Below are 20601 nucleotides of genomic sequence, written 5' to 3'. Positions count from 1 at the left end.
TCAGGTGGCGCCGCTCTGGCCCGTCTCGCCGCCCGCCGGTGGGCGGGTCGGCGCGGTGAAGAGGCGCGCGGCGGCGATCTGCGCGGTGATCCCGGAGTTCTCCAGCGCCTCGGCCAGCCGGCGGCGCAGCTCCCGGCCGACCGCGAACTGGCCTTCGGCCGTCGTCTTCACCACCGTACGGATCACGGCGCCGTCGACGGTCATCTGTTCCACGCCCAGCACCTCGGGCGCCTCGACGATCTCCGGCGACAGCTCCGGATCGACCGCCACCGAGGCGGCCGCCGTACGCAGCACCGCCGTCGCCTCCTCCGTGCCGGCGAACCCGATCGGCAGGTCGACCACGACCAGCGCCCAGCCCTGGCTCTTGTTGCCGACGCGGACGATCTCGCCGTTGCGGATGTACCAGAGCACGCCGCGCCCGTCCCGGACGGTGGTGACGCGCAGCCCGACCGACTCGACCACACCCGTGGCCTCGCCCAGATCGACGGTGTCGCCGACGCCGTACTGGTCCTCGATGAGCATGAACAGGCCGGCGAGGAGGTCCTTCACGAGGCTCTGCGCGCCGAAGCCCAGCGCCACGCCGGCGATCCCCGCGCTGGCCAGCAGCGGGGCGAGGTCGAAGCTGAACTCCCGCAGGATCATCAGCAGCGCTATGCCGAAGACGAACGCGGTGGTGAGGCTGCGCAGGACCGAGCCGATGGCCTCGGCCCGCTGCCGTCGCCGTTCCGGCACGAACTCGCCGGGCTCGACCGCCGCCGTCGGGATCCGCTCGCGCAGCGGGCGCAGCATGGTCGGCACGCCCGCGTCGCTCGTCGTGCGGACCAGCCGGTTGATGGTGCGGTGGACGGCCCAGCGGGCGAACACCGCGAGCAGCAGGATCAGGACGACCCGCAGCGGCTTGACGAGAATCCAGTAGCTGCCCTCGGCGAACCAGACCGAGTGGGTGAGCTTCCAGACGGCGTTGCACACCGCCTCGTTCAGGCAGTCCGGGCTCGGCGTGTCCTCCTGGCCGGAGGGCGGGGCGGCGGACGCGGTCGCGAGAAGCGTCAGGGCGGTGGCACTCACCCTGTCTTCGTACCGCAACCACCCTGGGAGGCCGCTGTCGACCCACCGCCGGGTGACGTGCGCGGGAGCCGTGTCCGGCGGGCGGGTGAACGGACGGGTGCGAAACCGGTCATCTTGCCATGGGCGGAAAATGCTTCATGAGGGACCCCGGATTAGTACGTGCAATCCGGGGTCCGATCAGGGACTATTGGCGCAACGGACGTCGGTGATCCGACCGGCGTCGACCGTGGTGGCCCTGTGCCCCGGTCCGGTCGGCGGCGCGCGCGGAGGTGGCCGCTGAACCGGGAGGGTGATCGCGATGCCTGACATACGACCCACGGTGGGCTCCGGTGCGCTGGTCCTCAACGCCACCTACGAGCCGCTGTGTGTCGTGTCGGTGCGTCGTGCCGCGATCCTCGTCCTGTCCGCCAAGGCGGTCTGCGTCGCCGACGGCGACGGAATCCTGCACAGCGCCCGGGATGCGCTCCCGGTGCCCTCCGTCGTCCGGCTCACCCGGTACGTCCGGGTGCCCTACCGCACCCACGTGGGGCTGTCCCGCCGGGCGATCTTCGCGCGGGACGGCTGGCGCTGCGCCTACTGCCGGGGCCCGGCCGAGACCATCGACCACGTGTTCCCCCGCAGCCGGGGCGGCCGGCACGCGTGGGAGAACGTGGTGGCCGCCTGCGCCCGGTGCAACCACACCAAGGGTGACAAGACCCCGGCCGAGCTGGGCTGGCGGCTGCACGCGCTGCCGGCGGCGCCGAAGGGCACCGCGTGGCGGGTGCTCGGCCACCGGGCGCCCGATCCGCGCTGGGCCGACTGGCTCGACCTGCGCGAGCCCGAGGCGGCCTGACCCGCGGACGGTCACGTCCGGTGCGTCTTGACCAGGGAGGCGAAGACCACCACGTTGTCGGCGTAGCCGGTCTCCCCGCCGACCCAGCGTCCGCCGCAGGTGATCAGGCGCAGGTTGGGCCGGCTGAAGTCGCCGAACACCTCGCCCGCCGGCAGTTCCGACTTGTCGAACCGCTGCACCTGGTTCACCTCGAAGACGGCCACCGTGCCGTCCTCGCGGGTGACCTCCACCCGATCGCCCGCGCGAAGGTCCTTCAGCTCGTGAAAGACCGCCGGTCCGGTGGTGGTGTCGACGTGTCCCACGATCACCGCCGGTCCGTACTGCCCGGGGGTGGGCCCCTGGTCGTACCAGCCGGCCTCCTGCGCCCGGCCGGCGTCGGGTACGCCGATGCTGCCGTCGGCCGCGATGCCCACGCTGTGCACGGGGGCCCGCAGGTCGATGGTGCGGATGGTCAGCTCGACCGGCTCGCTGGCCGGCAGGACCGGGAACTTCTTCGGCGGTGGCCGCAGCCCGGCGGTGATCTGGTCCGGCAGGACGCTGATCCCCGTGACCCGCTCGACGCCGAGCATCGCGATGATCGCCACCATCAGTCCGGCGATGGCGAGCACCGGCAGCCCGGGGCCGGCGCCGGGGGCGAACCGGCGGCGTACCCGGGGCCGCGCCGGCCGCGCGGGCAGCGGCGGGGCCGTCGGGTCGGTGGTCGCCACGCTCGCCCGGAACGTCTGCCGGGCGACGCGGCCCAGCCGGCGGGTGGACCGGGCCGCCAGCCGGCCGGACGCGCGCAGCGTGGAGCGGGTGGCCGCACGGAGCCGGCCCCGATCCGGGCGCCTCCGGCGTGCGGATGTGCGGGCCATGGTGCTGCTCCCGTTTCAGGAACCGGCCCCGGTCCGCCGGCGGCTGCCGGCCATCCCGATGGCCACCGCGGCGCCCGCCGCGGCGAGCCCGCCGACCAGCAGCAGCATGCCGGTGCCCCGCCCGGCGGCGGTGCCACCGCCCCCGGTCGCCGGGCCCTTGCTCGGCTGGGCCATGTTCAGCACGGTCAGCGTGGTGGACGCCGTGTTGCCGTTCTGGCAGCGCAGGTTGACCGGGAAGTCACCGGGTTCCTTGTTTCCGGGCACGGTCGCCGAGCCGGTCAGAAAGCCGTTGTCGGGCCGCAGGGTCACCCGGCCGAACGCGTCCGAGTCGACCTGCGCCTGACGGTTGTTGTTGTTCTCGCAGCTGGCCCGGAGGTGCACCCGGCTGCCGGCCTGGACGCTGTTCGGCGTCACCTCGATGAAGACGTTCTCACCCGCGCGGGCGGGCGCGGCGCCGATCAGGACGAACGCCGCGAACAGCGCGAACGCACCGAGCAGCTTGACGATGGTCGACGGGGCGGGAAAAACGCCACCGTCCGGTCGCAGACCCCGCATGATCCTCCCTCCCGGCACCGGTGTACCGGTCCTGCTGGGGCGACCCGCGGTGTTTTCCCCCTCGGCTGCCGGCAAACCCGGCGGCCCTCCGGTCAGCGGCGGCGGCTGCCGGCGCCCGCGTCGGGATCGGCGCGCCGGGGGAGCGGGGTGACGGGGTGCCAGTCCAGCGGGGTGGAGAGCACCATGGTGCTGGACGGCTGGCCGTACGGGGCGAGCCGGTCGATCACCCGCTCGAACTCGTCGATCGACCCGGCCGCCACCTTCAGCATGCTGCACGCGTCCCCGGTGATCCGGTGGATCTCCAGGATCTCCGGCCAGGTGGGCACCGCGGGGTCGTAGAGGATGCACCGCGACCCGTAACAGGACATCCGGATCAGCGCGACCACACTGCGCCCGGCCCGGCTCAGGTCGACATGGGCGTGGTAGCCGGTGATCACTCCCGACTCCTCCAGCCGGCGTACGCGCTCCGCGACGGCGGGCGGCGACAGGTGCACCCGGCGGGAGAGCTCGCTGAAGGAGAGGCGGGCGTCGGCCTGCAGCTCGCGCAGCAACGCCCAGTCCATGTCGTCCATGAGGCGACCTTACTTTCCTGAACCGGAATGGCCCTCATGCCTTCGGTCCGGCAGGCCGGCGCCGCTCAGTCCCGTTGATCGGGCATTCCGTCGGGCGATCCGCGCGCGACATCATGGCGGGACCCGGCTCATGGAGGAGACGACGGTGAAGCAGACGGAGCTGCGGGGGCACACGCTGACCGCGGCGGTGCGCCCGGTCACGCCCACGCAGCGTGAGGCCAGGGCGGCAAGCACCGGCGGCGAGCCCACCCTGGAGTTCGACGACCGCGTGCCGTACGACGTCTACACGCACGCGAGCACGCTGCACCAGCTGCAGCAGCCACTCAGCGACGATCCCGGCGAGATGTCCTTCCTCATGGTCAGCCAGATCATGGAGCTCTACTTCGGGCTGACCCGCTACGAGCTGCTCCAGGCCCAACGGCTGATCCGGGCCGACCGGGTGTGGGACGCGTTGGCGCCGTTGCGCCGGGCCGGCCTGCACCTGGAGGCGCTCAACGCGGCGTGGCGGGGCCTGCGCTGGATGACCCCGGCCGACTTCAACCGGTTCCGCGACCTGCTCGGTGAGGCGTCCGGGTTCCAGTCGGCCATGTACCGGCAGCTCGAATTCCTCCTCGGGCTCCGCGACGCGGCGTTGATCCGGCCGTTCCGGCGGCAGACCGACGTGTACGCGGAGCTGCGCGACACGTTGGCCGCACCGAGTCTCTGGGACGACGTGGTCGCCCTGCTCGCCCGCCAGGGCTTCGACATCCCCGCCGAGGTCCTGGAGCGGGACGTCTCCGAGGAGCACGAGGCGCACCCCGGGATCGAGGCGGCCTGGGTGCGGGTCTACGCCGACAGCGGCCCCGAGAACCACCTCCGGATGCTCGGGGACGCGCTCACCGAGGTGGCCGAGCAGTTCGGCGACTGGCGGTGGGAGCACGTCAAGGCGGTGCAGCGCACCATGGGCGCGAAGGTCGGCAGCGGCGGCTCCGCCGGTTTGGCATGGTTGCAGCGCAGCATGGCCCGGGTGGTCTTCCCGGAGCTGTGGTCGGCCCGCACCAGCATGTGACCGGAAGCGAGACACCCCGATGAACGCCCCGCACCCCGCCCGACCCCGCCTGTCCGCCCCCGAGGACGAGGCCCACCGGCGCGACGCCGACGACCCCGGGCACCGCCACCTGTTCCACGTGCCGCCGGCCGACGGCGGCCGCTACCCCGAGGCCGCGTACCTGGCCGGCAACTCGCTCGGCCTGCAACCGCGGGCCACCCGCGACGAACTCCTCGCCGACCTGGACGCCTGGAGCCGGCTCGGCGTCGAGGGGCACCTGGAGGCCGAACGGCCCTGGCTGCCGTACCACGAGCCGCTCACCGCGCCGGCCGCGCGACTGGTCGGCGCCCTGCCGGCGGAGACCGTGGTGATGAACTCGCTCACGGTGAACCTGCACCTGCTGATGGTCAGCTTCTACCGCCCGGCCGGCCCGCGTACCCGCATCGTCATCGAGGACAGCGCGTTCCCCTCCGACAGCTACGCCGTGCGCAGCCAGGCCCGGTTCCACGGGCTCGACCCCGACGAGACCGTCGTGCGGCTACGGCCGCGCCCGGGCGAGGACACGCTGCGCACCGAGGACGTGACGGGCTACCTCGCCGCCGAGGGTGACCGCGTGGCGCTCGTGCTGCTCGGCGGCGTCAACTACCTCACCGGCGAGCTGCTGGACATCCCGGCCATCACGGCAGCCGGCCGCGCGGCGGGCGCCGTCGTCGGCTGGGATCTCGCGCACGCCGCCGGCAACGTGCCGCTCCAGCTCCACGAGTGGGGCGTGGACTTCGCCGCGTGGTGTTCGTACAAGTACCTCAACTCGGGGCCGGGCGCGCTGGCCGGGGCCTTCGTGCACGAGCGGCACCTCGGCGACCCGTCGCTGCCGCGCTTCGAGGGGTGGTGGAGCACCGAGGCGGCCACCCGGTTCGAGATGACCCCGGTGTCCCGGCCACCGGCCACGGTGGACGCCTGGCAGATCTCCAACCCGCCGATCTTCTCGATGGGCCCGGTGCGCACCTCGCTGGAGCTGTTCGACGCGGTCGGCATGCCGGCGCTGCGCGAGCGCAGCCTGCGCCTGACCGCGTACCTGGAGCGGCTTCTCGACGAGGTGACCGCGGACCGGCCGCTGGCCGTGGTCACCCCGCGCGACCCGCACCGCCGTGGCTGCCAGCTCTCGCTGCGGATCGGCGCCGGCAGCGCCGCCGAACTGGCCAAGCGGCTGCGTCACGAGCACGGGGTGGTGGCCGACGCCCGGGAACCGGACATCGTCCGGTTCGCCCCGGTGCCGCTCTACTCCACGTACCACGACTGCTGGCGGGTGGCCGACGCGCTGGCCGCGACGGTGGAGGCCACCTCATGAGCACCGAACGTGACGAGATCGCGGTGGTGGGCGCGGGCCTCGCCGGTTGCCTGCTCGCCTGTTTCCTGGCCCGGCGCGGCTACCGGGTGGCGCTCTACGAGCGGCGGCCCGATCCGCGTACCGGGCGGGTCGAGCGGGGCCGCTCCATCAACCTGGCCCTCTCCGAGCGCGGCCTCGACGCGCTGCGCCGGATCGGCCTGGACACGCAGGTGATGAGCGACGCGCTGCCGATGCGCGGCCGGATGATCCACCCGGTCGCGGGGCAGCCGCAGTTCCAGTCGTACAGCGCCTCCGGCGACCGGGCGATCAACTCGATCAGCCGGGGCGCGCTGAACAACGCCCTGCTGGACGCGGCCACCGCGCTGCCCGGCGTGCGCATCGCCTTCGACCACCGGCTGGTCGGTCTCGACCCGGCCTCCGGCGAGATGACGTTCGAGACCCCGCAGGGCAAGGTCACCGAAACCGCGCCGGTGGTCCTCGGCACCGACGGCGCCGGCTCGGCGGTACGCGGGCAGCTGCTCGCCCACGGGCTGCTCACCGAGAGCCTGGACTTCCTCGACTACGGCTACAAGGAGCTGACCATCCCGCCGCTGGGCGGCGATTTCGCGCTGGAGCCGGACGCCCTGCACATCTGGCCGCGCGGCACCTCGATGATGATCGCCCTGCCCAACCCGGACCGCTCCTTCACGTGCACGCTCTTCTGGCCCACCCACGGCACCGCGGCCTTCGCGTCGCTGGGCAGCCCGGCGGCGATCGAGCGGCACTTCGCCGAGCACTACCCGGACCTGATCCCGCTCGCGCCGAACCTCGTCGACGACTACCAGCACAATCCGGTCGGGGTGCTCGGCACGGTCCGTTGCACGCCGTGGCAGGTGGACGGCCGGGTCGGCCTGCTCGGCGACGCGGCGCACGCGATCGTCCCGTTCTACGGCCAGGGCGCGAACTGCGCGTTCGAGGACGTGGTCGAGCTGGACCGCTGCCTGGACGAGAGCGACGACGACTGGGCGGTGGCGCTGCCGCTGTTCCAGCGGCGCCGGCAGGACAACGTCGAGGCGATCGCCCGGATGGCGCTGGCCAACTTCGTGGAGATGCGCGACAAGGTCGCCTCGCCGCTGTTCCAGCTCGGCCGCCGCGTCGAACACGCTCTGGAGCGGGCGCTGCCCGGGCGGTACGTTTCCCGGTACGAGATGGTCTCGTTCTCCACCACCCCGTACGCCGAGGTGGTCCACCGGGTCCGCCGGCAGCACCAGGTGCTCGGTGCGGTCGCCGCGGGCGCGGCGGCGCTGCTGGCCGGCGTGGCCGGCGCGGTGCTCAGCCGAGGGAGGCGTCGATGACGGTCACCTGGGATCCGCGGCTGATGGCCGGTCGGGCCCCGGCCGGGCCCCACCTGCTGCGCAATTTCGTGGGCGGCGAGTTCGTGGCCGCCGGGCGGCGGTTCACCAAGGCCAGCCCGGTGACCGGCGAACCGGTCTTCGAGGTCGTCGAGGCCGACGCGTCCTGTGTGGACGACGCGGTGGCGGCCGCCCGGGCGGCGATGCGCGGCCCGTGGGGGCGGACGGGGGAGCGGGAGCGCGCCGAGGTGCTGCGCCGGATCGCCGACGAGCTGGAGCGCCGCTTCGACGACCTGGTGGCCGCCGAGGTGGCCGACACCGGGAAGTCCATCTCGCAGGCCCGTACGCTCGACATCCCGCGCGGCGCCGCGAACTTCCGGGCGTTCGCCGAGATCGTCGCCACGGCGCCCACCGAGTCGTTCACCACCGTCACGCCGACGGGCGGGCGGGCCCTGAACTACGCCGTCCGCAAGCCGGTCGGCGTGGTGGCCGTCATCGTCCCGTGGAACCTCCCGCTGCTGCTGCTCACCTGGAAGGTCGCGCCGGCGCTGGCCTGCGGCAACGCCGTGGTGGTCAAGCCCAGCGAGGAGACGCCCGCCTCGGCGACGCTGCTCGCCGAGGTGATGGAGGCCGCCGGCGTGCCGGCCGGGGTGTTCAACCTCGTCCACGGCTTCGGGCCGGGCTCGGCGGGGGAGTTCCTCACCCGGCACCCCGGGGTCGACGCCATCACCTTCACCGGCGAGTCGGCCACCGGCAGCGCCATCATGCGCGCCGCCGCCGACGGGGTGAAGGCTGTCAGCTTCGAACTGGGCGGCAAGAACGCGGGGCTGGTCTTCGCGGACGCCGACCTGGACGCCGCGGTGGCCGGCTCGGTGCGGTCCAGCTTCACCAACGGCGGCCAGGTCTGCCTCTGCACCGAGCGCATCTACGTGCAGCGGCCGGTGTTCGAGGAGTTCACGGCCCGGCTCGCGAAGCGGGCCGGCGAGCTGGCGTACGGCTGGCCGACCGACGAGGCCACCGCGACCATGCCGCTCATCTCGCACGGCCACCGGGCCAAGGTGCTCGGCCACTACGACCTGGCCCGGGCCGAGGGCGCGCAGGTGCTCGCCGGTGGTGGCACACCGGCGTTCGGCGACGCCCGCGACGGCGGCGCGTACGTGGAGCCGACCGTGCTCACCGGGCTCGGTCCGGACGCCCGGACCAACCGCGAGGAGATCTTCGGCCCGGTGGTGCACGTCGCGCCCTTCGACGACGAGGAGGAGGCGTACGCCCTCGCCAACGGCACCGAGTACGGGCTCGCGGCGACCGTGTGGACCCGGGACGTGGGCGTGGCGCACCGGGCCGGCGCCCGGCTGGACGCCGGCATCGTCTGGGTGAACACGTGGTTCCTGCGGGACCTGCGGACGCCGTTCGGCGGTGTGAAGGCGTCCGGGATCGGCCGGGAGGGCGGCGTGCACTCCCTGGACTTCTACTCCGAACTCACCAACGTCTGCGTGGACCTCTCATGAGCGCGCGCAGCGGGGAGCCGGCATGAGCGAACGGAGCGAGCAGGGTGGCGGGCAGAGCGTGAACGTGGACCTGGAAGCCGCGAACCGGGAGCTGGCCGAGGCCCGCCGCACGGGGAAACCCTGCCCGCCGCTGCGCGGTCGGCTGCTGCGGGAGGGGGACGTCGAGTCGGCGTACCGCGTGCAGCAGCTCCAGGCGCGGGCCTGGCAGGGGCGCGGCGAGCGCCGCGTGGGCGCGAAGATCGGGCTGACCTCGCGGGCCGTGCAGGAGAGCCTCGGCGTCTTCCAGCCGGACTTCGGGATGCTGACCGACGCCATGGCGGTCGGCGACGGGGTCGAGGTGTCGATCGACCGGCTGCTCCAGCCCCGGGTGGAGGCGGAGATCGCGTTCGTGCTCGGCGCCGACCTGACCGACGACCGGGTCGCCACGGCCGACCTGATCCGCGCCGTCGACCACCTGCTGCCGGCCATCGAGATCGTCGACTCCCGGATCGCCGACTGGGACATCTCCATCGTGGACACGGTGGCCGACAACGCCTCCAGCGGCCTGTTCGTGCTGGGCACCTCGCCGCGCCGCCTCGCCGACGTGGACCTGCGGCTGTGCGGCATGGTGCTGGAACACGCGGGGGAGCCGGTGTCGGTGGGCGCCGGCGCGGCCTGCCTGGGCAACCCGCTGCACGCCCTCGAATGGCTGGCGCGCACGATGGCCCGCTCGGGCGACCCGCTGCGGGCCGGCGACGTGGTGCTCTCCGGGGCGCTCGGCCCCATGGTGCCGGTCACGCCCGGCGCGGCGTACGAGGCCCGGATCTCCGGTCTCGGCTCGGTACGGACCTGCTTCACGAGGGAGGCCCAGTGACTGTCGGGGTGGCGGTGATCGGTTCCGGCAACATCGGCACCGACCTCATGATCAAAGTGCTCCGGCTCGGCGCCGGCCTGCGGATGGTCGCCATGGCCGGCATCGACCCGGCCTCCGACGGCCTGGCCCGGGCCCGGCGGCTCGGTGTGGCCACCACGGCCGACGGGGTGGACGGGCTCGTGGCGATGCCGGAGTTCGCCGACGTCGAGGTGGTCTTCGACGCCACGTCGGCCGGGGCGCACCGGCACAACGACGCGGTGCTGCGTGCCCACGGACGCACGGTGATCGACCTGACGCCGGCCGCGATCGGCCCGTACGTGGTGCCGCCCGTGAACCTCGACGAGCACCTGCACGAGCCGAACCTCAACATGGTCACCTGCGGCGGGCAGGCCACCGTGCCGATCGTCGCCGCGATCCGCCGGGTCACCCCCGTGGCGTACGGCGAGATCGTCGCCTCGATCGCCTCGAAGTCGGCGGGCCCGGGCACCCGGGCCAACATCGACGAGTTCACCGAGACCACCGCCCGGGCCATCGAGGTGGTCGGCGGCGCCGAGCGGGGCAAGGCCATCATCGTGCTCAACCCGGCCGACCCGCCGCTGCTCATGAGGGACACGGTCTACTGCCTCTGCCCGGACGGGGACGCCGACACCGCGGCGATCGCGGCGTCGGTGGCCGGGATGATCGCCTCCGTGCAGGAGTACGTGCCGGGCTACCGGCTCAAGCAGGACGTGCAGTTCGACCGCGTGGACACGTACGTGCCGACGCTGGGCCGTCACCTGTCCGGGCTGCAGGTCTCCGTTTTCCTGGAGGTCTCCGGCGCCGGGCACTACCTGCCCGCGTACGCCGGCAACCTCGACATCATGACCTCGGCGGCGCTGCGGACCGCCGAGCGGCTGGTCGCGCTCCGCGGCGAGGGGGTGCCCGCATGACCGACCTGTACATCCAGGACGTGACGCTGCGCGACGGCATGCACGCCATCGCTCACCGGTACACGGTCGACCAGGTGCGGACCATCGCGGGGGCGCTCGACTCGGCCGGCGTGGCCGCGATCGAGGTGGCGCACGGCGACGGGCTCGCCGGCTCCAGCGTCAACTACGGCCACGGCGCGGCCAGCGACGCCGAGTGGATCGCGGCGGCGGCCGAGGTGCTCACGAACGCGAAGCTCACCACCCTGCTGCTGCCCGGCATCGGCACCATCGCCGACCTGAAGGCCGCCCGCGCGCTCGGCGTGACCAGCGTCCGCATCGCCACCCACTGCACCGAGGCGGACATCTCCGCCCAGCACATCTCGTGGGCCCGCGAGAACGGCATGGACGTCGCCGGGTTTCTGATGATGTCGCACATGAACGACCCGGCCGGGCTGGCCGCGCAGGCCAAGCTCATGGAGTCGTACGGCGCGCACTGTGTCTACGTCACCGACTCCGGCGGCCGGCTGCTGATGAGCGACGTGGCCGAGCGGATCGACGCGTACCGGCAGGTGCTGGAGCCGGAGACGCAGATCGGCATCCACGCGCACCACAACCTCTCGCTCGGTGTGGCGAACAGCGTGGTGGCGGTCGAGCACGGGCGGATCGCCGGAGCGGGCCCCGCGGGCCGGGAGGCGCCGCACGGCCGGACGGTCCGGGTGGACGCCTCGCTCGCCGGCCAGGGCGCCGGCGCCGGCAACGCACCGCTGGAGGTGTTCGTGGCGGTCGCCGAACTGCACGGATGGAAGCACGGCTGCGACGTGTTCGCGCTGATGGACGCCGCGGACGACCTCGTCCGGCCGTTGCAGGACCGGCCGGTGCAGGTCGACCGGGAGACGCTGTCGCTGGGCTACGCCGGCGTGTACTCGAGCTTCCTGCGCCACGCCGAGCGTGCCTCCGCGAGGTACGGGGTGGATGTCCGCTCGATCCTGGTCGAGCTGGGCCGGCGCCGGATGGTCGGCGGCCAGGAGGACATGATCGTCGACGTGGCGTTGGACCTGGCCGCGAAGGAGAAGCCATGATCGGGCCGGACGTCGCAGGGATCGCCGAGAAGCTGGGCGTGGCGGCCGACACCGTGACCGCGATCGGCCAGCTCGCCGCCGAGACCGGCCTCGACGTGGACGCCGCGTACGCCGTGCAGACCGCGCTGCTGCAACGCCGGCTGGCCCGGGGCGAGCGGCTGGTCGGGCTCAAGATGGGGCTCACCAGCCGGGCGAAGATGGCCCAGGTCGGCGTGGACGAGGTGATCTGGGGACGGCTCACCGACGTCATGCGGGTGCCCGACGGGGGGACGGTCGACGTCGGCGCGTACATCCACCCGCGGGTGGAGCCGGAGGTCGCGTTCCTGCTGGACCGCCTCCCGGAGCCCGGCGAGCCGGTCGGCGCCTTCACCGACGCGGTCCGCGCGGTGGCCCCCGCCATCGAGCTGATCGACTCCCGGTACGCCGACTTCCGGTTCTCGCTGCCCGACGTGATCGCCGACAACACCTCGGCCGCGGCCTTCGTCGTCGGCCCCTGGTCGCCGGTGCCGGACGGGTTGGAGAACCTGGGCGTCCTGCTGGAGATCGACGGGCGGGTTGCCCAGGTCGGCTCGACGGCGGCCATCCTGGGGGACCCGCGCCGCGCGCTCGACGAGGGGGTGCGGCTGGCCGGCCGGCACGGGGTGCGGCTGCGCGAGGGCTGGGTCTTCCTGGCCGGCGCCGCGACCGCCGCCGTGCCGCTGCGTCCGGGCGCGCACGTCCGGGCCGTCGTCGAGAAGCTGGGCACCGCGTCGCTGCGGGCGGCGTCGTGACCGCGAACGGCGAGCCGGCTCTGCCGTCGCCGACCGGCGACCTGCTGGGCGGGGCACGCGTCGTCGCCGGCAAGGCCGTGCCGCGCGGCGCCTTCCCGCACGTCAAGGTGGCCGGTGGCTTCGTCTTCGTCTCCGGTACGTCGTCGCGCCGCCCCGACAACACGTTCGCCGGGGTGCGGGTCGACGAGTTCGGCACCACCGACCTGGACATCCGCGCGCAGACGCGGGCGGTCATCGAGAACGTCCGGGACCTGCTGCGCTCGGTCGGCGCGGACCTGTCCGACCTGGTCCAGGTGACGTCGTACCTGGTCAACATGAATGACTTCGGCGGCTACAACGAGGTGTGGGCGGAGTTCTTCGACGCGACGGGGCCCACCCGCACCACCGTCGCCGTGCACCAGTTGCCGCACCCGCACCTGCTCATCGAGATTCAGGCCGTGGCCCTTCTCCCCTCCGGAGGTCAGTCGTGAGCGAGATCGCCGAACCGTTCAGCTTCCCGGGCTGGATCGCGGACAACCAGCACCTGCTCAAGCCCCCGGTGGGCAACAAGGAGATGTTCCCGGGCGGCGACGACTTCATCGTGATGGTGGTCGGTGGGCCCAACCAGCGCACCGACTTCCACGTCGACCCGTACGAGGAGTTCTTCTACCAGGTCAAGGGCAACATGCACATCAACCTCATGCTCCCCGAGGGCCCGCGTACGGTGCACGTGCGCGAGGGGCAGATGTGGATGCTGCCCCGCAACACGCCACACTCGCCGCAGCGTCCCGAGCCCGGCTCGATCGGCATGGTGGTCGAGCGGGTCCGCGAGGAGGGCACGCTGGAGAAGTTCCAGTGGTACTGCCCGCAGTGCGGGCACAAGGTGCACGAGGTCGAGTTGCAGGTACGCGACATCGCCGCCGACCTGCCCCCGGTCTTCCAGGCGTTCTACGCCGACGAGAAGGCGCGTACCTGCACCGCCTGCGGCACGCTGCACCCGGGCAAGGGCTGATGGGGGCAACCACCCCGGCGTCACCGGTCGTGGACGTGCACACGCACGTCGTACCGAAGGGATGGCCGGACCTGGCCGCCGCGTGCGGCGGGTCCGGCTGGCCCTGGCTGCGGGTCGACTCCGAGCGCGCCGCCATGATCATGGTGGGCGGTACGGAGTTCCGGCCGGTCGGCGCCGAGTGCTGGGACGCGCCCACCCGACTGGCCGACATGGACGGCGACGGCGTCGACGTGCAGGTCGTCTCACCCACACCGGTCTTCTTCAGCTACGACCGGCCCGCCGACCAGGCGGTGAAGGTCGCCCGGATTTTCAACGACCTGACCCTCGAGGTGACCGCCGCCGGCGGGCAGCGGCTGGTGCCGTTCTGCCAGGTCCCCTTGCAGGACCCGGCCGCCGCCTGCGCCGAACTGGACCGCTGTCTCGACGCCGGGCACGTGGGCGTGGAGATCGGCAACCACGTGGGCGACCGCGACCTCGACGACGGCGGCGTCGTCGAGTTCCTCACCCACTGCGCCCGGGTGGGCGCCCCGGTCTTCGTCCACCCGTGGGACATGCCCGGCGGCCCCCGCCTCGACCGGTGGATGGCGCGCTGGCTCACCGGCATGCCGGCCGAGACGCACCTGTCGGTGCTCGCGATGATCCTCGGCGGGGTCTTCGACCGGGTGCCCGACACGCTGCGGATCTGCTTCGCGCACGGTGGCGGCAGCTTCCCGTTCTGGCTCGGCCGCGCCGACAACGCCTGGCACCGCCGCGGCGACCTGGTCCGCGGCGCGTCCACCGCGCCGCCCGGCACGTACGTCGACCGGTTCCTCGTCGACTCGGTCGTCTTCGACCCGGCCGCCCTGCGGTTGCTGGTCGACACGATGGGGGAGGACCGGGTGGTGGTCGGCAGCGACTACCCGTACCCGCTGGGGGAACGTCCCGCCGGCCAGGTGGTCCGCACCGCGGACTTCCTCACCGCCGGCCAGCGCGAGAAGCTGCTGTCCCGCAACGCCCTGCGCTTCCTCGGCCGTCCCCAGCCCGACTGACCGGCCGTGTCTGCGCACCCGACGGCCGGCGGGCGGGCAGGATGAGGGCATGGCCGAGCCGCACGACCTGACCGCGTTGGAGCAGGCCGCCGCGATCGCCCGCGGCGAGCTGTCCAGCGTGGAACTCGTCGAACACCACCTGCACCGGGTGGACGCGCTCGGTGACACCGTCGGCGCGTTCGTCACCGTCACCCCCGAGCAGGCCCGGGACGCGGCCCGCGCCGCCGACGCGGCCCCCGTGGACGGCCGGGGTCCACTGCACGGCATACCGACCGCGATCAAGGACCTGACCCTGACCGCCGGGGTGCGGACGACCTTCGGCTCCGCCGCCTTCGCCGACTTCGTGCCGCCCGTCGACGCCGACGTGGTCCGGTTCATGCGGGCGGCCGGGATGGTCAGCCTCGGCAAGACGACCACCTCCGAACTGGGCTGCTCGCTCTACTCGGAGGGTCTGGTGGCGCCACCGGCGCGCAACCCGTGGGACCTCGCGTACACCGCGGGTGGTTCCAGCGGCGGCGCGGCGGCGGCCGTGGCGGCCGGGCTCGTGCCGGTGGCACAGGGCTCCGACGGCGGCGGCTCGCTGCGCATACCCGCGGCGCTGTGCGGCCTGGTCGGCTACAAGCCGAGCCGTGGCCTCGTCTCCGGCGGCCCGGTCGGCTTCGGCGCGTTCGGGCTGCCCACGCACGGCCCGATGGGCCGCACGGTGACCGACGTCGCCGCCCTGCTCGACGTGCTGGCCCAGCCGGTGATGGGCGAGCCCTACCTGCCGCCGCTGCCGCCGCCGGACGGCTACCTGGGCGCGGCCCGCGCGGCCGCCCCGGGCCGGCTGCGCATCGGCCGGTTCACGACGCCCATGCTCGCCGAGGAGCCGGTCCACCCGGACTGCGCGGCCGCCGTGGACCGGGCCGCCGAACTGCTGTCCGACGCAGGCCACGAGGTGGTCGACGTGCCCGCACCGCTCGGGCCCGCCGCGTGGCCGCTGTTCGAGGTCGTCTGGTACGTGCTGGCGCTCGCCCCCGTGCCGCCCGAGCGGGAGAGCCAACTCCTGCCGTTGACCCGCCTCCTGCGGTCCCGGGGCGCGGAGATCAGCGCGGGGGTGCTGTCGGCCACGCTGGGCGAACTCCAGGCCCAGGTACGCCTCGGCGCACGCCGCACCGCCGGCTGCGACCTGCTGCTCTGTCCCACCCTCGCCGCGCCGCAGGCCCCGGTGGGCTGGTTCACCGCCGACGGCGACCCGGCGGCGGATTTCGACCGGCAGCGCCGGTTCTCGCCGTACTGCGCCATCTTCAACGTGACGGGCGAACCGTCCGTCTCGCTGCCCGTCGGCGTCACCGGGGCGGGCCTGCCCGTCGGGGTGCTCCTCACCGGCCGGTACGGTGACGACGCGCGGCTGATCGCCACCGCTGCGCAACTGGAGAACGCCAGTGGCGGGTGGGATCACCACCCCGCAATCTGGCGGGCCGTCGACTCCGCTAACGTGAAAGGCAGCGGAGTCGGGCGGTCGACGCCCTGACCCTGTCCACCCGACCTTGATGCACGAGGTCCCTTCTTCCGCCTGGGGGCGTTGGGATTGTCTGTTACCGACACGTTGCTGGTCTTCGTCGGCATCCCGGCGGCAGCCGTACTGGTGATCGGCGGTCTGGCGTACGCGGTCAGCCGCGGCGGCGGCGGTGGCGGCGCGAAGCGCTACCGGCCGGGCCGGGCCTTCGACTTCACTCCGGTCTGGTTCCTGGCCCGTCCGGAGCAGCTGGCCGACTCGGCCGGCACCGCCCTGGCAGCGGGCGCGCAGGCGCCGGCGCTGACCAGCCGCAAGCAGGAGCAGGCCGGCCGTGAGGCGCCGGCCGGTGGAACCGGAGGCGCAAGTGACCGTTGGTGAGACGACGCAGGTCGGCACGGGCAACCCGCCGGAGGTGCTGGACGGCCCGTTCTCGACTCGCCAGCTGCTGCGCATCGACGAGGCGCTCCGCCTGGCCGACCAGGGCACCGGGCTGGTCTTCTCGGTGTTCGTGGGCGGTCTAGACGAGCCGATCCGGGAGCACGCCGAGCGACTTCACCGGCAGCTCGCCGACCCGGACCGCTCGGTGCTCATCGCGGTCTCGCCCAACCAGCGGCAGCTGGAGATCGTGACCGGCCGGCACGCGCGCAAGCGCATCCCGGACACGTACGCCAAGCTCGCCGCGCTCTCCATGGTGGCTGCGTTCGGCGGCGGTGACCTGGCCGGCGGGATCATCAACGGCCTCGACCAGCTCGCCAGCCACGCCGGCAAGGGCTGAGCCCCTTCCCGTACGACGAAGCCCGGCCCGCGTACACGGGCCGGGCTTCGTCGTAGCCGGCCACACGGTAACGGCCCGGGGTCGGCACGGGTCTCACCCACGCCGGCCCCGGGCCGCCCACCATCGTCGCGTCAGGCGCTGCGCGCGTCCCTCTCGCGGGCCTTCAGGGCCCGGACCACACCGTCGCGGCCCTCGGCCACCAGCCGGCGCAGCGGCGCCGGGTTGCCGTCACCGGCCAGCCAGGCGTCGGTGGCCGCGACCGTGTCGTCGTCCACCAGGTACGCCGGGTAGGCGAGCTGCGCGAACTCCTGCGCCGGCTCGCTGTCCCGGCTGGCCCAGACCTGGCCGACCGCGGCGAAGTACCGCTCCCGGTACGGCGTCACCAGCTCGACCTGGGTCGGGTGCGTGAAGCCCTGGAGCAGCGCCCGGTTACGCCAGTTCGGCAGGGCCTCGGGCCCGGTCAGCTGGGCCCACACGGCCGCCTTGTTCTCCGCCGTCGGCACGAGCGCGTGCACGTACGCCGCCTCCCGCTCGCCGCTGGCCGTGCGGTCCCGCGCCAGCTCCGCCTCGACGTCGTCGGGCCCGGCCGCGCCGTTGGCGACCAGCGACGCGAGCACGCCCCAGCGCAGCTCGGTGTCGATGACGAGGCCGGCCGGGACGCCGGTGCCGTCCAGCCAGCCACGCAGGACGGCCAGGTCCTCACTGCCGCGGGCCGCCGAGGCGTACGCCCGGGCCCAGGCCAGCTGGAACCCGCTGCCCGGCTCGGCGGCGGCGAGCGCGGTCTTCGCGGTCCGCGCCAGCTCGGCCCAGCCGACCGGCGCCCAGGCCGGGTCGGCGTAGAGGGTGAGGGTCGTGGTGGCCTGCCGCAGGGTCGCGGTGACCAGGTTGATGTCGGTCTCGGCCGGAAGCCCGGCCAGCACCAGCGCCACGTAGTCGCGGGCGGCGAGTTCGGCGTCGCGGGTCATGTCCCAGGCCGCGGTCCAGCACAGCGCGCGCGCCAGCGACGAGTCGAAACCCGCGATGTGCTGCACGACCGTGGCCATCGAGGCCTCGTCGAGCCGAAGCTTCGCGTACGTGAGGTCGTCGTCGTTGAGCAGCAGCACGTCGGCGGCGCGGACGCCCGCGAGGTCGCCCAGCTCGGTGCGCTCGCCCGTGACGTCCACCTCCAGCCGCTCCCGGCGGACCAGGCGCCCGTCGGTCAGGTCGTAGAGGCCCACACCGATGCGGTGCGTCCGCAGCGTGGGGTGACCGGCCGGTGCCTCCTGGCGGACCACCACCTGCTGGTACGTGCCGTCGGCGCCGACGGACACCTCCGGCCGCAGCGTGTTGACCTGGGCCGTCTCCAGCCACTGCGCGGCGAACTTGCGCAGCTCCCGGCCCGAGGCCGCCTCCAGCTCGGACAGCAGGTCGTCGAAGGTCGCGTTGCCCCACGCGTGCTTGTCGAAGTACGCGCGAAGACCGGCCAGGAAGGGCTCCTCCCCGACGTACGCCACCAGCTGCTTGAGCACGCTCGCGCCCTTGGCGTACGTGATGCCGTCGAAGTTGACCTCGACGGCCTCCATGTCCGGCATCTCCGTGTAGACCGGGTGGGTGGAGGAGAGCTGGTCCTGCCGGTAGCCCCAGTTCTTCCGGATGGACAGGAACGTCGTCCACGCCTCGCGGAAGCGGGTGGCGTTGGTGTTGCACCAGTGGCTGGCCCACTCGGCGAACGACTCGTTGAGCCACAGGTCGTTCCACCAGCGCATGGTGACCAGGTCGCCGAACCACATGTGGGCCAGCTCGTGCAGGATCGTGTTGGCCCGCTGCTCGTACTCGAAGTCGGTGACCTGCGAGCGGAAGATGTAGTGCGACTCGGCGTGCGTGACGCAGCCGAAGTTCTCCATCGCGCCGGCGTTGAAGTCCGGTACCCAGAGCTGGTCGTACTTCGGCAGCGGGTAGCGGACGCCGAACTGCTCGTGGAAGAAGTCGAAGCCCTGCTTCGTGATGAGGAACAGGTCGTCCGCGTCCATGTACTGCGCCATCGAGGCCCGGCAGAACACGCCCAGGTCGATGCCGTCGTGGTCGGCGCGCACCTCGTGGTACGGCCCCGCGCAGAGCGCCGTGATGTAGGTGCTCATCCGCACCGACTGGGCGAAGTGGACGGTCTTCAGGCTCTCGTTCGCCGGCTCCTCCCGCTCCACCGGCATGTTGGACACCACCCGCCAGTGCTCGGGGACGGTGGCGTGCCAGGTGTAGACGCTCTTGAGGTCGGGCTGGTCGAAGCAGGCGAACACCCGCTGGGCGTCGGCGGTCTCGAACTGGCTGTAGAGGTACGTCTCGCCGTCGACCGGGTCGACCGTCCGGTGCAGGCCCTGGCCGCTGCTGGAGTACGCGAAGTCGGCGTCCACGAGGAGCGTGTTCTCGCTCTGCAGGTCGGTGAGCGTGAGGCCCTTCTCGGCCGACCAGCCGGAGAGGTCCACGGGGGCGCCGTTCAGCGTGGCCGACCGTACCGATTCGGCGGCCACCTCGATGAACGTGCTCGCGCCCGGCTCGGCGCAGCGGAACCGGACCTCCGTGGTGGACCGGAACGTGCGGCCCTCGGCCGCCTGCACGGCGGTCGACAGGTCCAGACTGATGTCGTACCCGGTCACCTCGAGCAGGCGGGCCCGTTCGGTCGCCTCGACCTGCGTCAGGTTGCGCACTCCCGGCACTGTTCGTCTCCATCCCACTCGCGTGTACGCCGCGGCGGCGCCGTCCACCGACCGGCTTCTGGCGGTCGGCCCGGGATCGAGTCTTCCATGCAGCGGCACCCCGCGGTGGCCGAGGTCACGCTCTCATTACCCTGCCGGTCGATGTGTCCCGGGGTGAAGATCGGGGAAGGCGCCAACGGTACGGCGCCACCCGTCGTGAAGGGACCGCACCGTGAGCGAACGCATCGCCGTCGACATGTGGTTCGACCCGGCCTGCCCGTGGGCCTGGATCACCTCCCGCTGGCTGCTGGAGGTCGAGAAGGTCCGTGACGTGGACGTCCGGTTCCACGTGATGAGCCTTGCCGTCCTCAACGAGGGCCGCGACCACCTGCCGGAGGAATATCGGGAGTTCCTGAGCACCGCCTGGGGCCCGGTGCGGGTCTGCATCGCGGCGGAGCAGCGGTACGGCGGCGACGTGCTGCGCAAGCTCTACACGGCGCTCGGCACCCGGATCCACCTCGCCAAGGAGAAGCGGGGACCGGAGCTGTACGTCGCCGCGCTGACCGACGCCGGCCTGGATCCGGAGTTGGCCGCGGCCGCCGACAGCACCGAGTACGACGAGGCCCTGCGGGCCAGCCACGAGGCCGGCATGCGCCCGGTCGGCCAGGACGTGGGCACCCCCGTCGTGCACGCCCCGGGCCCGGACGGCCGCAGCGTCGCATTCTTCGGCCCCGTGGTCACCCCGGCGCCGAAGGGTGAGGCCGCCGGCCGACTCTGGGACGGCGTCCTGCTGGTCGCCGGCACCCCCGGCTTCTACGAGCTCAAGCGGACCCGCGACCTCGACCCCATCTTCGACTGAGCCGGAGGGGTCCCAACGCGCCCGCACGGCCCCACCCACCCTGGTGATCATGAAGTTGTTGCCCGGTCGCACGGCGTGT

The 20601-nt window shown here is 73.1% G+C and carries 21 protein-coding genes; 16 read left to right on the top strand and 5 right to left on the bottom strand.

Features of this window, described 5'->3' with window-relative positions; translation table 11 throughout:
* Positions 1-1050, bottom strand: a complete 1050-nt coding sequence (locus tag D7193_RS16740) for a mechanosensitive ion channel family protein (RefSeq protein WP_120781326.1) — start codon at positions 1048-1050, stop codon at positions 1-3.
* Positions 1051-1363: 313 nt separating this feature from the next.
* Between D7193_RS16740 and D7193_RS16735 the strand changes: the two genes are divergently transcribed.
* Positions 1364-1897, top strand: coding sequence for an HNH endonuclease (locus tag D7193_RS16735; protein WP_120781325.1), 534 nt, complete (start codon positions 1364-1366; stop codon positions 1895-1897).
* A gap of 11 nt (positions 1898-1908) precedes the next feature.
* Here the strand turns inward: D7193_RS16735 and D7193_RS16730 are convergent, their stop codons facing one another.
* The 3 genes from D7193_RS16730 to D7193_RS16720 all read right to left on the bottom strand — a co-directional run bounded on the left by D7193_RS16730 (position 1909) and on the right by D7193_RS16720 (position 3878).
* Positions 1909-2682, bottom strand: coding sequence for a class F sortase (locus D7193_RS16730; protein ID WP_377456125.1), 774 nt, complete (start codon positions 2680-2682; stop codon positions 1909-1911).
* A gap of 84 nt (positions 2683-2766) precedes the next feature.
* On the bottom strand, positions 2767-3306 hold the full coding sequence (locus D7193_RS16725) for a hypothetical protein (RefSeq protein ID WP_241563148.1): 540 nt from the start codon (positions 3304-3306) through the stop codon (positions 2767-2769).
* A 92-nt stretch (positions 3307-3398) separates the two neighbouring features.
* On the bottom strand, positions 3399-3878 hold the full coding sequence (locus D7193_RS16720; RefSeq protein ID WP_120780470.1) for an Lrp/AsnC family transcriptional regulator: 480 nt from the start codon (positions 3876-3878) through the stop codon (positions 3399-3401).
* A gap of 145 nt (positions 3879-4023) precedes the next feature.
* Here D7193_RS16720 and D7193_RS16715 point away from each other — a divergent pair, with 145 nt between their 5' ends.
* Genes D7193_RS16715 through D7193_RS16650 form a run of 14 tightly spaced genes read left to right on the top strand, consistent with a single transcriptional unit; the run spans position 4024 to position 16994 of the window.
* Entirely contained in the window at positions 4024-4926 is a 903-nt protein-coding gene (locus tag D7193_RS16715; RefSeq protein WP_120781323.1) for a tryptophan 2,3-dioxygenase, read from the top strand.
* A gap of 19 nt (positions 4927-4945) precedes the next feature.
* Entirely contained in the window at positions 4946-6253 is a 1308-nt protein-coding gene (gene kynU, locus D7193_RS16710; protein WP_120780469.1) for a kynureninase, read from the top strand.
* Positions 6250-7587, top strand: a complete 1338-nt coding sequence (locus D7193_RS16705) for an FAD-dependent oxidoreductase (protein WP_120780468.1) — start codon at positions 6250-6252, stop codon at positions 7585-7587. The genes kynU and D7193_RS16705 overlap by 4 nt, the downstream gene beginning before the upstream one ends.
* Before the next feature lie 23 nt (positions 7588-7610).
* Positions 7611-9092 carry a 2-hydroxymuconic semialdehyde dehydrogenase gene (locus D7193_RS16700; RefSeq protein WP_120781322.1) on the top strand — a complete coding sequence of 494 codons (1482 nt, stop codon included), beginning with the start codon at positions 7611-7613 and terminating at the stop codon, positions 9090-9092.
* A 58-nt stretch (positions 9093-9150) separates the two neighbouring features.
* Positions 9151-9945, top strand: coding sequence for a 2-keto-4-pentenoate hydratase (locus D7193_RS16695; RefSeq protein WP_120781321.1), 795 nt, complete (start codon positions 9151-9153; stop codon positions 9943-9945).
* The gene (locus tag D7193_RS16690; protein WP_120780467.1) at positions 9942-10874 is read left to right on the top strand and encodes an acetaldehyde dehydrogenase (acetylating); all 933 of its coding nucleotides are present in this window, start codon (positions 9942-9944) and stop codon (positions 10872-10874) included. Before D7193_RS16695 ends, D7193_RS16690 begins: the two co-directional genes overlap by 4 nt.
* On the top strand, positions 10871-11932 hold the full coding sequence (gene dmpG, locus D7193_RS16685; protein WP_120780466.1) for a 4-hydroxy-2-oxovalerate aldolase: 1062 nt from the start codon (positions 10871-10873) through the stop codon (positions 11930-11932). Before D7193_RS16690 ends, dmpG begins: the two co-directional genes overlap by 4 nt.
* A complete protein-coding gene (locus D7193_RS16680) occupies positions 11929-12702 on the top strand; it encodes a 2-keto-4-pentenoate hydratase (RefSeq protein WP_120780465.1) in 774 nt (257 codons plus the stop codon). The genes dmpG and D7193_RS16680 overlap by 4 nt, the downstream gene beginning before the upstream one ends.
* Before the next feature lie 41 nt (positions 12703-12743).
* The gene (locus D7193_RS16675) at positions 12744-13172 is read left to right on the top strand and encodes a RidA family protein (RefSeq protein ID WP_120781320.1); all 429 of its coding nucleotides are present in this window, start codon (positions 12744-12746) and stop codon (positions 13170-13172) included.
* Entirely contained in the window at positions 13169-13693 is a 525-nt protein-coding gene (locus tag D7193_RS16670; protein ID WP_120780464.1) for a 3-hydroxyanthranilate 3,4-dioxygenase, read from the top strand. The genes D7193_RS16675 and D7193_RS16670 overlap by 4 nt, the downstream gene beginning before the upstream one ends.
* On the top strand, positions 13693-14721 hold the full coding sequence (locus D7193_RS16665) for an amidohydrolase family protein (RefSeq protein ID WP_120780463.1): 1029 nt from the start codon (positions 13693-13695) through the stop codon (positions 14719-14721). The genes D7193_RS16670 and D7193_RS16665 overlap by 1 nt, the downstream gene beginning before the upstream one ends.
* A gap of 49 nt (positions 14722-14770) precedes the next feature.
* Positions 14771-16234 carry an amidase gene (locus tag D7193_RS16660; protein ID WP_120780462.1) on the top strand — a complete coding sequence of 488 codons (1464 nt, stop codon included), beginning with the start codon at positions 14771-14773 and terminating at the stop codon, positions 16232-16234.
* 57 nt (positions 16235-16291) lie between these two features.
* Positions 16292-16597, top strand: a complete 306-nt coding sequence (gene ctaJ, locus D7193_RS16655) for an aa3-type cytochrome oxidase subunit CtaJ (protein ID WP_446686215.1) — start codon at positions 16292-16294, stop codon at positions 16595-16597.
* The gene (locus D7193_RS16650) at positions 16584-16994 is read left to right on the top strand and encodes a DUF5130 family protein (protein WP_120780460.1); all 411 of its coding nucleotides are present in this window, start codon (positions 16584-16586) and stop codon (positions 16992-16994) included. Before ctaJ ends, D7193_RS16650 begins: the two co-directional genes overlap by 14 nt.
* A gap of 131 nt (positions 16995-17125) precedes the next feature.
* On the opposite strand, the gene pepN is transcribed toward D7193_RS16650, so the two are convergent.
* Positions 17126-19675, bottom strand: coding sequence for an aminopeptidase N (pepN, locus tag D7193_RS16645; protein WP_120780459.1), 2550 nt, complete (start codon positions 19673-19675; stop codon positions 17126-17128).
* A 220-nt stretch (positions 19676-19895) separates the two neighbouring features.
* Here pepN and D7193_RS16640 point away from each other — a divergent pair, with 220 nt between their 5' ends.
* Positions 19896-20522 carry a mycothiol-dependent nitroreductase Rv2466c family protein gene (locus tag D7193_RS16640; RefSeq protein WP_120780458.1) on the top strand — a complete coding sequence of 209 codons (627 nt, stop codon included), beginning with the start codon at positions 19896-19898 and terminating at the stop codon, positions 20520-20522.
* Positions 20523-20601 lie beyond the last annotated feature (79 nt).

This window comes from Micromonospora costi, from assembly GCF_003626655.1.
GTDB classification, from domain to species: Bacteria; Actinomycetota; Actinomycetes; order Mycobacteriales; family Micromonosporaceae; genus Micromonospora; species Micromonospora costi.
The sequence above is the reverse complement of the archived record's forward strand: the minus strand, read 5'-3'. Positions and strand labels throughout refer to the sequence as shown.